The organism is Costertonia aggregata, assembly GCF_013402795.1.
GTDB classification, from domain to species: Bacteria; Bacteroidota; Bacteroidia; order Flavobacteriales; family Flavobacteriaceae; genus Costertonia; species Costertonia aggregata.
On the sequence record NZ_CP058595.1, the window covers coordinates 3,156,385 to 3,169,607 of the forward strand.

General features: G+C 40.9%; 16 protein-coding genes. 7 read left to right on the forward strand and 9 right to left on the reverse strand.

Going from position 1 to position 13,223, the window contains the following annotated elements:
- Positions 1 to 27: 27 nt before the first annotated feature.
- Entirely contained in the window at positions 28 to 798 is a 771-nt protein-coding gene (gene ku / locus HYG79_RS14535) for a non-homologous end joining protein Ku (protein ID WP_179242791.1), read from the reverse strand.
- 42 nt (positions 799 to 840) lie between these two features.
- Positions 841 to 1,260 carry a ferritin family protein gene (locus HYG79_RS14540; RefSeq protein ID WP_179242792.1) on the reverse strand — a complete coding sequence of 140 codons (420 nt, stop codon included), beginning with the start codon at positions 1,258 to 1,260 and terminating at the stop codon, positions 841 to 843.
- Positions 1,261 to 1,457: 197 nt separating this feature from the next.
- On the opposite strand from HYG79_RS14540, the gene HYG79_RS14545 reads away from it, so the two are divergent.
- Genes HYG79_RS14545 through HYG79_RS18180 form a run of 3 tightly spaced genes read left to right on the forward strand, consistent with a single transcriptional unit; the run spans position 1,458 to position 3,738 of the window.
- Positions 1,458 to 2,699, forward strand: coding sequence for a cation:proton antiporter (locus HYG79_RS14545; RefSeq protein ID WP_179242793.1), 1,242 nt, complete (start codon positions 1,458 to 1,460; stop codon positions 2,697 to 2,699).
- A gap of 33 nt (positions 2,700 to 2,732) precedes the next feature.
- Positions 2,733 to 3,395, forward strand: a complete 663-nt coding sequence (locus HYG79_RS18175; protein ID WP_262888974.1) for a hypothetical protein — start codon at positions 2,733 to 2,735, stop codon at positions 3,393 to 3,395.
- Complete coding sequence (locus HYG79_RS18180) at positions 3,337 to 3,738, forward strand: hypothetical protein (protein ID WP_262888975.1); 402 nt, start codon at positions 3,337 to 3,339, stop codon at positions 3,736 to 3,738. Before HYG79_RS18175 ends, HYG79_RS18180 begins: the two co-directional genes overlap by 59 nt.
- A gap of 232 nt (positions 3,739 to 3,970) precedes the next feature.
- On the opposite strand, the gene HYG79_RS14555 is transcribed toward HYG79_RS18180, so the two are convergent.
- A complete protein-coding gene (locus HYG79_RS14555; protein WP_179242794.1) occupies positions 3,971 to 4,573 on the reverse strand; it encodes a DUF4136 domain-containing protein in 603 nt (200 codons plus the stop codon).
- A gap of 514 nt (positions 4,574 to 5,087) precedes the next feature.
- Between HYG79_RS14555 and HYG79_RS14560 the strand changes: the two genes are divergently transcribed.
- Positions 5,088 to 5,609: a DUF421 domain-containing protein gene (locus tag HYG79_RS14560; RefSeq protein ID WP_179242795.1), complete on the forward strand. Its 522-nt coding sequence runs from the start codon at positions 5,088 to 5,090 to the stop codon at positions 5,607 to 5,609.
- Between the two features lie 346 nt (positions 5,610 to 5,955).
- Here HYG79_RS14560 and HYG79_RS14565 read toward each other — a convergent pair whose 3' ends face one another.
- The 5 genes from HYG79_RS14565 to HYG79_RS14585 form a co-directional block, all read right to left on the reverse strand.
- Complete coding sequence (locus HYG79_RS14565) at positions 5,956 to 6,696, reverse strand: endonuclease/exonuclease/phosphatase family protein (RefSeq protein WP_179242796.1); 741 nt, start codon at positions 6,694 to 6,696, stop codon at positions 5,956 to 5,958.
- A gap of 455 nt (positions 6,697 to 7,151) precedes the next feature.
- Positions 7,152 to 7,934 (reverse strand): hypothetical protein, encoded by a 783-nt coding sequence (locus HYG79_RS14570; protein ID WP_179242797.1) that lies wholly within the window; start codon positions 7,932 to 7,934, stop codon positions 7,152 to 7,154.
- Between the two features lie 101 nt (positions 7,935 to 8,035).
- Positions 8,036 to 8,884: a hypothetical protein gene (locus tag HYG79_RS14575; RefSeq protein ID WP_179242798.1), complete on the reverse strand. Its 849-nt coding sequence runs from the start codon at positions 8,882 to 8,884 to the stop codon at positions 8,036 to 8,038.
- A gap of 235 nt (positions 8,885 to 9,119) precedes the next feature.
- On the reverse strand, positions 9,120 to 9,662 hold the full coding sequence (locus HYG79_RS14580) for a PRC-barrel domain-containing protein (protein WP_179242799.1): 543 nt from the start codon (positions 9,660 to 9,662) through the stop codon (positions 9,120 to 9,122).
- Between the two features lie 24 nt (positions 9,663 to 9,686).
- Positions 9,687 to 10,328 (reverse strand): hypothetical protein, encoded by a 642-nt coding sequence (locus HYG79_RS14585; protein WP_179242800.1) that lies wholly within the window; start codon positions 10,326 to 10,328, stop codon positions 9,687 to 9,689.
- Positions 10,329 to 10,734: 406 nt separating this feature from the next.
- Here HYG79_RS14585 and HYG79_RS14590 point away from each other — a divergent pair, with 406 nt between their 5' ends.
- The 3 genes from HYG79_RS14590 (at position 10,735) to HYG79_RS14600 (ending at position 12,337) form a co-directional block, all read left to right on the forward strand.
- Entirely contained in the window at positions 10,735 to 11,346 is a 612-nt protein-coding gene (locus HYG79_RS14590; RefSeq protein WP_179242801.1) for a DUF4136 domain-containing protein, read from the forward strand.
- A gap of 165 nt (positions 11,347 to 11,511) precedes the next feature.
- Positions 11,512 to 12,132, forward strand: a complete 621-nt coding sequence (locus tag HYG79_RS14595) for a DUF998 domain-containing protein (protein WP_179242802.1) — start codon at positions 11,512 to 11,514, stop codon at positions 12,130 to 12,132.
- 4 nt (positions 12,133 to 12,136) lie between these two features.
- On the forward strand, positions 12,137 to 12,337 hold the full coding sequence (locus HYG79_RS14600; protein WP_179242803.1) for a hypothetical protein: 201 nt from the start codon (positions 12,137 to 12,139) through the stop codon (positions 12,335 to 12,337).
- Positions 12,338 to 12,535: 198 nt separating this feature from the next.
- Here HYG79_RS14600 and HYG79_RS14605 read toward each other — a convergent pair whose 3' ends face one another.
- Positions 12,536 to 13,099, reverse strand: coding sequence for a collagen-like protein (locus tag HYG79_RS14605; RefSeq protein WP_179242804.1), 564 nt, complete (start codon positions 13,097 to 13,099; stop codon positions 12,536 to 12,538).
- Between the last annotated feature and the right edge of the window lie 124 nt (positions 13,100 to 13,223).

The following is a 13,223-nucleotide window of genomic DNA, read 5'->3' on the forward strand; positions in this document are numbered from 1 at the left end:
TACTTCGTATTTCGCAATTTATACCTCCTACGAAGCTTTTTTCCTTTTTTCCAAACTTGCCTTGAGTTGTGCCATTAAATCTTTGGCCTGAGTAGGTTTCGCTTCGAATTTTTTGGGCTTGGCGATTTTTCCGGATGCCTTCGCCTCGATGATTTTTAGAAGTTGTTCGTTATAAACATCCTTGAACTTTGAAAAGTCGAATTCCTCGGTATATTGGTCGATTAAGGATACGGCCATGTCCAGTTCTTTTTTGGCGACTTTGGTTTTTGGTAGTTCCAGTTCGGCGGTATTCCTGATTTCATCCTCAAAGCGAATAATGTGTAGCACAAGGGCGTCCTCATAGACCCCAATCAATGAAAGATGCTCTTTTTGGCGCATCACAAAGGTCGCTACGCCCAGCTTTTCTGTTTTTTTGAGTGCGTTTCTCAACAGGGCATAGGCCTTGCCACCATCTTTTTGCGGTTTGATGAAATAGGGTTTTTTAAAAAGCACATCGGCAACCTCATCGGCCATCACGAATTGCTCGATATCGATGGTTTTACTCTTCTTCATGTTGGCGTTGGCGAAATCCTCTTTTTCCAGAATGATATATTCTTCATCTTTCTTGTATCCTTTGACAATATCCTTCCATTCGACTTCCTTACCGGTTTTCTCATTGACCCGTTTGTACCGAATGCGCTGCCCATCGTGACAATCCAGCATATCGAGGTCCAAGGCCCGCTCTTCCGACCCCGAAAATAATTTTATGGGTATCGATACAAGGCCAAAACTTATCGAACCGTTCCAAACTGATCTCATTTCATTTGATTTAGATTATTTATTCTTTTGAAGGGCCTTTAGTTAAGCATACGATAGTAAGCTCGATTCAATTTGAAGGGTTTGATGCGCTATCAGTTGATAGACTGTTGCGGGCAATGGGTCGTTCAAAAGGCAATTGCAGATTTCCCAGGCTTTTTCGTCAATGATCAATAAATTGATATCGGTAATGGGCCAATCCTTCAAGTTTGATTTTGCGTAGTGATAATCATGCCATTCATAAAACGCCTCGATCGATTTTTGTGGGGAGCAGTTCGATTTAAGAAAATCGATTTCTCGTTGTAGCTTCAGTATAAAATCGGAACGCTCAAAGGCACGTTGTCGAAAAAAGTTGTGAAGTGCGGGCGAGAGGCTCTCGATGGCGGCATGCACATATTGTTGCTCGGCATAAACATACACCTTTAGCAACTGTTCAAGACATCCTTTTAAAATCCAACGATCCATTCAATGCGTTTTTGAAGCGATAATTTAGCGTTATCTTATTGGCATTTTTCGCTGAAAACCGAACTTTTTTAACTCGAAAAGATGAATTACCGTTGCTCATAGTTTGTTTCAAATATTCTTTTCAGACTACCAATTAGTCGATATAAGTTCAGTTGGCAAATGGGAATTGGCGTTATTTGAATGACTAAAAAAAGGCTATGAAGAAATATGTTTACATATTATTCGCTTTCGGTTTCGCCGCAGCGCTCATGGCCTATCTGCCTATTCTTGCAAAGCGGCTAAAGATTTCGTACACCCTACCATTACTGTGTATCGGAATGTTGTTCTTTTATCTCGGCGTACCCGTCGATTGGCCAGAACCTTTTTGGGAGCATAATTGGGTCAAGGTTATTACCAAAATCATCGTCATTATCAGTTTAATGGGTGCAGGCCTCAAAATCGGAATGCGCTATGGCTTTCGACACTGGCGAAATCCGCTACGATTGATTCATACTTCGATGCCCTTATACATTTTGGGAATCTTTCTGATCGCCAAATTTCTGTTGGATTTTGATGGGGCTTCGGCACTCTTGCTCGCAGCGGTATGCTCGCCGACCGACCCTGTACTTGCCGCGGATTTACAATTACAGGAAGACGAACTCGATTCCGATAAGAATACAGGTATGCGTTATCTTTTGACTGCCGAAGCAGGCCTCAATGACGGACTGGCATTTCCCTTTGTTTTTTTGGCCATCCTCTGGGCTAAGGCAGGTAGGTTTTCCGAGGTTGATTTGGCTCATTGGTTGGGGTTCTATCTCTTATATAAAATAATGCTGGGTGTGTTGGTGGGTTCGCTACTTGGCTATCTCTACAGTTTATCCATCAAAAAGATAAATAGTTTTCACTATGAAAAGGTTCTTAGTGGGTTCGTAGGGATCGCTTTGGCATTCTTCTCGTTCGCATTGGTCGAAGTGTTGAACGGCTATGGATTCATCGCGGTTTTCTTCACGGGATTGTTGGCACAATATCATAATCATAAGGAAAAGACGTCCTATGAAAAGCAAGAGATTTTGGTTTTCAATGAGGAAATCGAAAAGTTTTTAATCGTGCTCTGGACGCTCTTATTCGGTGGGTTTTTGGCTTCGGGAATTTTAAAAAACATGGATGTGGCTGCAGTTTTGCTACCTCTATTTCTTATTCTTTGCCTACGCCCTATCTCAGGTTGGTTAGGATTATTGGGTACAACGTTTACCGAAAAGAAGAAGTGGGCCATTGGTTTCTTTGGCATCAAGGGGGTGGGGTCGTTCTTCTATTTGGCCTATGCGTTACATGAAACGAATTTTGCTAAATCAAGGGAAATTTATGCGATGGTGTCCTTAATGGTCTTGATCAGTATCGTCGTACACGGGTTTTTTGGCCCCAAGGCGGTGGCTTATTTTAAAAAGCGCAATCCCGGATGATATAGGCAATACCATCTAATAGATTGAAATGATATGAGAAAAAAAATTAAGGAAATCGACGATTCGGCTTTGGCAATTACCCGCCGCAAATGGGGTAGGGGTTACGTTTATTATACTGAAAACGGTAGAAGGATCAAGGATAAAAAAATTTTAAGTCGGTTACGGAATTTGGTTATTCCGCCTATGTGGACGGACGTGATGATCTGTAAATTCGAAGACGGACACATTCAGGCCACGGGTCGCGACTTAAAAGGACGCAAGCAATATATTTATCACTCTATTTATGAAAAATTGCGTCAGGAGGAAAAATTCAGAAAGTTGCTTGATTTTGTCAAGACGCTTCCGGAAATGCGAAAGAGGGCCCATACCGATATGAAAAGCAAGGGTTGGCCGAAAGATCAACTGTTAGCCCTGATCGTACTATTGCTCGACGAATATGGCATCCGAATCGGTAACAAACAATACCGCAACCGAAACGAGACCTATGGCTTGACTACCCTGCGCAGGAAGCATTTATCCATCGATAATAACGAATTGATATTTTCGTTCAAAGGAAAAAGCAATAAAACGCGCGAGGTGCATATCGACGATTCGGAATTGGTGCCGTTTATCAAAAAGGCGGCCGACCTGCCCGGATATGAGATTTTCCGCTACCATGATGAAAAAGGGAAAATTGCAGGATGTGGACAGCGATGATGTCAATGACTACATCACGGAAACCATTGGCGAAGCGTTCTCAAGTAAATTTTTTAGGACTTGGGCGGCCAACCGATTGGCTATTAATTTTTATCCGAAAGCACTTATTGACCAAAAAGAAGGATCCCGTAAAAAGTTCAGCAATATCGTAATAAAGATGGTGGCCTCGGAATTGGGCAACACCCCTTCCATTTGTCGCGATTATTATGTGCATCCGGCCGTATTTTCAGCAATAGACCAAAAACGTGTTGCGAACCCTAATCCATTCAAAAATGCGAGGTCGGTTTACGGTCTATCGGCAAGCGAGAAATTGGCCAAACGGATTATTAAGGAAAGTTACTGACTCTGCTGCGCAAAACTAATCCTTAAAGAAATCAATATCCAACAGCGGTATAATAATGAATATTGCAATTACTAATGCTAGTACGATGAAGAGCATCAATTGTTGCTTTTTCTTTGCTTGGGTCATTTTCTAATTAGTGAATTACTCTTGTCGAAAAATATTTATTATAAAGCTACATTTTTGTGGATTGTTAGACCTTTGCCAAAATTGATAAGTCAAGATTCTTATTAATTTAATCGTCAAAGGACGGAAATTCTTCGAATACCGCATCCACATACTTATCGAGTTTCTTTGAATTGCCAGAACCGTCCAAAGGTTCCTTTGCCGAGGCGCGCCATATTACCTTTTCGGATTTCCTGTCGATCAGTTCTACTGCGAGACCGGCACGTTTTTCATTGTTTTTTATGATTTTATACCCTAGAACATCGTTGAACTCTGCATATTTCCAGTAGTAATAGGGATCGTAATAGGCGGTTAATGGATCGGCACCATCCGGCTTATTGGGGTTGGCGTAAACGGTTTTTTTCTTAATCTCTTTATCCGGATCGTAGTGGGCGTTCAAAACGACCAGCAAGTCGGGATTATCCCTATCCAATTCAAAACCTGCTTGCTGCATATTTCTGTTCATTGCCGTAATGACATTTTTTGTGACCGGCCCATTATTGCCCGACATCGGGCTTGAAAGATCAAAATCGGTATTCGGCAGATAGGCGTAAGTTTTATAGGCTTGGTAATCATCAACATTCTCCATCGTCGATATAGTAAGTTTTGGCCCACAGTTCAAGAGTAGAAGTACGAGTAGGGCGGTAATGGATTTGAAAGCTGTAGTTTTCATTGTTTTTGTTTAATTGACCCAAAGGTTCTCAGAATCGTTAAAATCTTCATTGCTAATTTTACGATGGAAGAAAAAAAGATTCTTACGAAGTGTCATTAATTAGGTGGAAAGTTATTGTTATATTGGGAAGGGCTTTAACCGTATTGCCCTGAACCTTTGCTCAATTAAATATGCTTTACCGATACGAAGGTCATAGTTGATGTTTTAAACGATTGGACACATTTCTGGGGCAAGTTAAAAATCAAGAATGTTCGCATTCGGAAAACATACTTGTTGAATATCTCACAAACGGAAATTCATAATGCGTTACATTGCCCAAGAATTCTATTAATTTTAAAAATTTTATGCACTCGGTTGTTGAGAAATTTCAATATCAGTAATGGCATCGAGTAGCACCTTTTTATATAATTGAAAGTAAATTCATTTTCATTATTAGCATTCAGTACACATCGAATTCCAGTAAAAAACCCTTAACAACTTGACCTCGGAAACACGGTCGAATAACTAAACAATTATGGAAAATTACTTTGGAACAACGTTTGGCCCTTTGGCTGCCATCTGTATCTCGGCCTTCGGTATATTTGTTGTCATTATAGTTTTGACCCGACTTTCGGGCAAACGTAGCTTCAGTAAAATGTCGAGTTTCGATTTCGCCTCTACCATCGCTATCGGGTCGATAATCGCCAGTGGAGTAATATCGCCTAGTGTGACACTGACCCATGCCGCCATAGGTTTGGCAGCGATATTCGGTATTCAAAGCCTGGTCGCCCGCTTGCGATTGTACAAACCTTTTAGAAATGCCGTGGACAACGACCCACTATTGCTCATGGACGGGAAAACAATACTTCACAAAAACCTAAAGAAAGCAAACGTAACCGAGGGCGACCTTCGGGCAAAACTCAGAGAAGCCAATGTATTGGATTTAAGCCAAGTGCGTGCCGTCGTTTTCGAAACTACTGGCGATATCGCGGTTTTGCATACAGCGGATGCCGACCAAGAATTAAAGGATTGGCTCTTAAAGTGGGTCGGGAGGTAAAGATTATATTTATCTACATTTTTTTTAGTATTTGAACATTTTGTTATCCAAAGCTTTTAAAGAATCAAAGAAGTTTTGAGGTTTCCCTTGTTCAGTTCAAATTTTCGCCTTTCCGTATCATTTCATTTGCTCTTTCGATTTCTTCATCGGTGGGCAAGGCAATGGAATGTTTTTCCTTCCCTTCCGGTTCAAAACTTAGTTTGACTAACATGGGGATGTGGTCAGAGCCAATCTTATTGCCAAGTTCCAAAGTGAGGTTTCTAAATTCGGGGGCGATAAATATATGGTCGAGGGGCCATCTGAAAATAGGGTATTTTGCATGGTAAGTATTATAAAAACCGCGCCCTTATCGCATATCCAACAGTCCGCTCATCTGTTGGAAGAGTGCGGTCGTGCCCGACCAGGCTACGTCATTAAAATCGCCCGTTACGATTACGGGGTAATCAGAGCCTCGCGAAAGCTTTGCGATTTTCATCAATTCGGCATTACGACCCGTAGATTTCGGGTTGTGCCTTGGTAGCGGCGGCCGCGGGTGGATGGCATATAGTTGAATGGTATCCTGCTTTTGCAAAATAATTTTGGTGTGGATGGAGGGGATACTGTCATCTACCATATATCTTACCTTAGATTGATGTAAAGGATGTTTTGAGCCGACCAACATGCCGTACGTATTCTCAAGAGGTATAGAAATCATGTGAGCATAAGATGGTTTTAAGTTTTTGATTATTATGTCCGTCCATCGTTTATTGGTTTCTGTCAGTACATAAAAGTCGGGATCATACCTTTTTATTTCCTCGAGAAGTGCGTCGGTCGAATGATTTTTTTGAAAGACGTTTGCCGTGTAAAGGCTCAATACCCTTTTTTCATCATTTAGTTCCGGAGGCAATACTTCATAGTCCGCCAAGGGGGTAAAGGGAAAAATCTTGACCAGTTGAAAAATCAAACAACCCATTAGCACTAAAAAGAAAATTTGATCGAATCGAGAATGCACCTTGAGCTTAAAAAGATAGGCGATCAGTATAATCAAGGTTAGAACGGTCAACTGAAAAAGGGGAAAATCGAAGATCACGAGCCACCAATATTGCATCGCTATCAGAGGGATTAAAGTGAATAATATCGCTAGCGTACCGAAAAATTGAAGAAGGCGTTTTAGAAACATGATTTTTTTAATTAACTACTACAGTATTATGAAACTATGCTTAATCTTATCGGTGCGGTAGTTCCAAGGTAAAGACAGATTGAAACTACCCATAAAATGGACTGATGCCGATACCCCAAAACAGTAGGCTCAAATCCGCTTTAAACGAATGTATTCTGAATTAGAATACGAAATGGATAATTTCCCAAATAAACCGAGGCGCAAATTGAAATTTCCCGTAAGATACGAATAGAAAGGTAACGACGGAATAGGTACCGTGCTAACCAAATTACATTTTAACTTTGCTCAATACACTACAGATAGCGCGAAAATGATTTGCCCTAGCAACAATTATTTAATTAATTAAAACGAAAAGGCAATTTAAAGAGGTTTAGTGGTAATGGCTACAGGATTTCCCTATTATTCAACCAACGTTTGATAAGCTCATTGTTGTTCGAGATATCGACCAAATGAAAGGTAGAAAACTTCTTGAAAACATTCGATTCCTCGATACGCTCCAAGCAAACGGAATTCGGAAACAAATAGTTCGAATGCACCAAAAACAGCTCGCCCTTCTTCTTTAGAAGAAAGCCGACGTGGCCTTCGTCGAAACCGATAAACGAAATGCCCTCTTGTGTCAATGCGTCGATTTTTTGGATTGCGGTTTCGGAATCTGCTGAGGTAACCGTCTTGATTTCCGAACCACAACTGATCATTTTAGCCTCGTTAATAGGCGATTTCTGTGCCAAGCGATACCGGTTCAGTCGCAGCCCCATGTCGCGCAAAGTGGTCGAGACAAAATACCCGCAAGCAATCTTGCCCTTTTTCGGAACGGACGTGTGCCCGCCGAAACTCCATTCCGTACCGTACCAATGGGGAATCAAATGATTGACCAAATGGTCGCTGAACGATGCCTTCACATCTTCAATAGAAACTTTTTTTCCTGCAAGATCATTTATCAATTGCTTTCGCAATTGTGCGATGGTAGCTTTTTCCGCATCGTAACTGGCAATCGAATCGAAGGTTCTCCCTAATCGGAAATCCTTCCTGGCGATTTTGGAGTTCCCACCTGAAAAGTTCATTGATTCCTTTTTCCAATGGACGGTTTCTGCACTATTTTCCTTAGGTAGAGCGGGCAACATACCGTCTCCGAATCCTGTTAAAAAAAAGAAATAGATAAATAGCATAGAAAAATTTTTTAAACTTTAGGAAGTTCAAATATACTAACGGTGGATTCGCAATCCAATTTTATGCAAAATCATAAAATTTTCGACAATAATTCAAAAAATCAAATCTCAAGGTTCACGCCCCACCATACCTCATAATCCCGCGGCACCAATGTCCGGTTGCTCTGGTAGCCTTGGTCTGCAATTTTTATACCGATTATCTTTCCCGCTTCGTTTCTTACATAACCCAGAAAAATAAAGGAATGGCCGAACGGGTCGATTTTCGGATCCGATATTCCCCGAACTACATGTCGGTAATCCTGTTTGTGCCGCCAAACCTGCATGGGCGCGCCCGGTCGTAGTTTGCCGCTCCAGACCCCTTTAGTATCGACCAACTTGCCCATGCCCGCTTGGGCGATGGCACCGGCACTGCCTTTGCCACGAAATTTTCTGGGTAAGGAGCGCCATCCCCTGTGCCTGCCTGAGGTCGAGGCATAAAGATGGTCGAAAACCTGTGCTGGATCGTAGTATTTCGTTGCAATGCTATCGGGAAGATTTTCATAGACACTATGCCCATATACATCTTCATACGCTTTGAGAAATCTCTTTTTACTGGCGGTCAGGCAATGTCCGCCCGGCTCTTTGTTTTTGCTTTCCAAATAATTGCTTAGGACCTGCCGTGCGACAGGATATTCGGGCTGCAATAAAATTTTCGGTACCGAAATGGCGAGACTTTCCTCGACATCTAATCCGGCCGTGATCAACTCTTCAATTTTGGTGGTATCCTTGACCGGAATTTGGCTTTGGCGTACGGTTACCGTATCGGCTATGTTATCGGTATAAAGAATCGTACTTTTGTCCAAATCCTTTACGGTACCACAGTTCAATAGCGAAATGAATAAAATAAGCAATGTGATATAATGAAGAAACGGTTCCTCCAGTACATGGTAAAACAATGGTTTTATTTTCATGGTTTTCATTAAATTATGAAGCAGTAACGGCCCGGCAGCATTTTCAAGAATAGCATAATTCCCAATTAGCGATTAAAAAAGCCAAAGGCTGAATGCTTAAAAGCATTGAACCTTTGGCCAAACCAACCAAAACAAACCAACCGAAATGGATTCAATTCCGCTTATTCATTTTAATTCGGGGCAATGTAGCTCCATTTTGGAATTCCAAAATCGGTTTAAATATGAACATTTGCCGTTAATAGGCCCCTGTATATGATTTCTGGTATGCGCTACTCTTATATAGCTGTGGATCGTTATCCATTCGTTCACTTGGGGTCAGTTCAGACTCCTCATCCCGTTGGTACGATTCAAGTACGTCTGTTTCATAGTGCCTGTCTATAAGCGACCCTTTTCTGATTCGCTTGGTTTCCGAAAAGACATCTCGACCAATATCAGGAGTGTTTACAATTTCCTGTTCCAAATCGAGATCCACCAAGCCTATGGGAATGATGATATGGTTTTCGCCTTCTTCGTTTACAAATCCGTGCGTACCATCCAGTGCCGATTTCGCATAAGGTTTATGGTTTGCCTTGATGATTTCTTCATCGACTTCCACATCCAAATAGACCACACGTTCGTCGCTTTTGCTGATTAAAAGGTTTTCGACCTCGCCAATGTAATGGCCGTCGGCATCTTTCACAGGCCAACCGCGAACATCTTTATCGCTATCGGACACTTTATAGTCTGAAAGCTCGTGCAGGTAAAATAAATTTCTGTCTTTATTATTATAGGTACTCATTTTCTTTTTCTTTGTTTATAAGGTTTATACTGAATTCATTTTTTGCAATATATCGGCCGCCTCTTTGAAGTAACCGTTCACTTTTTCTTTTTGATCCAAGGTCAAGACACTTGGGTCGATATTTTGCGCAGCCTGTCTAAGTTCTTCAACATCATCGGAGAGTTGCGGATATTTCTCTTCCTGCACTTTTTCGATTACATCAGTTATTGATAGGTAAGCTTTTTTAATCTTATCGGCATGATCGCCATCCATAGGGTCATTGGTAATCGCCTCGGCCTTTTCGATTGCGGACTGCAGTTCCATATTGATATCCACATCGTTGACAAGGGCGCGTTCAATAGTGGCATTGACGAGTTTGACCAATCCCTCGCTTGTGTACTCGTGGTCTATACCCATTCTAGACTTGTCGCCAACAAATGCTACGAAATCTGTCATGTGTTTCTCTGGGTTTTCCAAACCTTCTACGTTGTCCGATACCACAGGTTCTTCATCGTAAGACGGACTTTCCAGTTCACTTTCGTTAGTCGAAACCTGCTCAAGTTCATTTACATCCGGCGCACCGTCGGTATCGGCCATCAAAAACCAAGCGATGATACCGATTACGGCAAGACCACCAATAATCCAACCCCAATAATTGTTCTTTTTTTCAACTTTAATTTCTGCCATAATTTCTATCTTTTAATTATTCGTATTTCTTTTTATTGGACCTCGCTATATACACAAAACCACCTTTTCAAAACTAAATTGAACGATGAGACTTGTTTTGCGCTATCGGACGAAAACTTAACGGTAATACTATTTACTAATCTAATAATGGTAGTTAAAAAGAATAGTTCGAAAATCGGGACGAGTTTAATGATATTGGGTTGAATTTATTATCATCTTGAGAAAAATTAATTTGGGCAGGAAATGTAAACGCTACCCTTTCGAATGGTCTTGCCGCCTGTAAGACCGCCGAAATAGTGACGCATTTTTTTAACGTCCATAATTCCACGGATTCCGTCAATGGAAAAACAATTGATGATTAAATTGATTGTTAAATAAATTATTAATCCTTTTAAAATTATATAGTATGAGAAAGTTGAAAATGAATTTACTGGCGATTTGTTCGCTAGTGCTGATTTGGTCGTGTGGCCCAAAAATATCGTCCACGGTTAAGACCACGAAAGATTTAAGTAGTTATGAAACCTATGCCTATTTACCGAACAGCGATGCAGAGGCACCCGATAAGGTTGAACAGTCAAATGAGGTAGGCGAGCAGATTGTAGCGGCTATGAACCGAAACATGCAAAAAGCGGGTTATACGATTGATCGTGAAGATCCCGATCTTTTGGTGATCATTAACACAAATTACGATCAAGAATCCGACGTAGATGTTTATAGGGATTATGACTACAATTATGCCTATTATCCTTATACAACCTCATTGCCGGTTAACACCTATTACAATGACTACTATTATAATGGATATACCGATTATGGCCCAATTTATGATTATGATGTCGTAATGAACCAATATACGGATTCAGGTATGGTCGTAAGTTTAGTGGACAAGGATACCAAGAATATCGTATGGACAGGTTCGGTAGATGATTTTTATGTCTATCAAGACAATGCCTCTGAAGAAGTGGCGGAGTATGTCGATAATATTTTCAGTGATTATCCCACGATTTCACAGAATTAAAGTAAGGATTGCTATGAAATAGCGTTTCACAATCCGTCCCTCTGGTTCTTTTTATAGACCAGGGGGATTTTTTATGATTATGGTTAAACCAATTTATTCAGTTTCCAAGTTAATATCTGTCTGAATAGGGTCAATACCATCCATTGATTGTTCCTTAATTGCAATATGACTTACGATAGGGGAAGGTTGATTAATTATGGAGGGATGGTGTTGATTTTGGGTTGCGCTAGTGCCATCATTGCCGATATCATTGGCATACTGGTGTACGAAGACCACAATCCGATTCGACAGACTATCAGTCAATTGGCCCATGGCAAATTTGCCTATATACAAGATATTGGGTTGGTACTATTAAGTCTAGGAATACTATCAGCGGCAGTAGCCCTGTATGTTTGGAAATCTAATGATAAACGCTTCATTTTTGGTGCAGCCGCACTCTCAATTATGGGAATCGGTATCGGGGTGCTGGCCGAATTCAACCAACTGGTAGGAGAACCCGGTACGACCATACATATTGTAGTAACGGCGATGATCGGAACATTGTTTCTATTCGCCGCTATTACCTTAGGAATCGGGTTTAAAGAATTAAATCGAACATGGGCTTATACTAGCATAGGCATAGGTATTTCCGTTCTTTTGTCCTGTTTGGGATTTCTGTTTATTTCGGAAAAGTATGAAGGTTTTTACGAACGGGGTGTGGTACTTTTTGTGATGATATGGTTTTTGGGATTGGGCTATGTTTTATACAATGTTCCTCAAAAAAGAGGTTTGAACAAATTAAATTGATAAAATGGAAAACACGAAGAATAATTCAAAACCAAGTACAACTTCTAAAAGCGAGGGCAATTTACAAAACGGCAAGTTTCAAAAAAGCAAAAAAAGTGCCCGCATCGTTCGTATCGTCACCATTACCATTGCAGTAGTGGTTGTTCTTACTATAATATTGTTCTCGACCATGGATGCATGGGAAACATATCGCCTTTGGCCCTGAGAGGGCGAAAGAAATATAAAGTACGTTTCTTATCAAATTTTCGAAATTAGCATGGAATTTCTGAACAGATAGAATGGAGATATGCAGCTTTTTGCGATAGTATTAAGAGCGAATCATTTAAAATGAAACTTCCCAATTTCCATATTTCAATCGGGAAGTTTTTAGAGATACTCTCATTTCGTGCAGGCCAAAAATTTATTAGTTGAAAATTTTTACAACCTGATGTTCTGATATGCCTAGCATATTCAGGACAGCGTCAACATTGCTTTTATCGAATTTAGAACTTGCAGCCAAGTCGGCCGGTACCACAGCGATACGGAATACTTGGTTCTCTACATCGGCAGGCAGTAGTAATTCGGGGTCGAAATCGGACTCCAAAAAAATATCCACCCGTAAAATGGTGTACTCGTAATTATATTGCAGAATGCCCTGTTCCACTAATCGGGTCTGTGGTAGCAATCGCCAAACATCGAAGGTTTCCCCATTTTCATCGATGAGTTCATCGAAGAGCATATAGACAAGTACGACATCACCTTCGAAAACTTCGATGGTATCCGGAAATTCGTAGAATATTCCGTAATCGTTATCAAGGGTAAAACTGTTTTGAATATCGACCACGGTACCCAAGATATTGACCCCGTCTTCGCCATCGATACCATCGACCCCATCAATCCCGTCGATGCCGTCGCGACCGTCGCTACCGCTGCAGGCCAATAACAAAGCCGACCCGATAATGCTGAATAATTTTGTGATTTTTCTCATGTTCTTAGATTTAATCTTATAATCTGATGAGCCTATCCCATCATTTGCCCAAAAAATTAGAGGTATTGTTTCGTATTACTTAGCTCAAAAAACCAAGTGTTTAATACAAACAAATAAGGCAGCT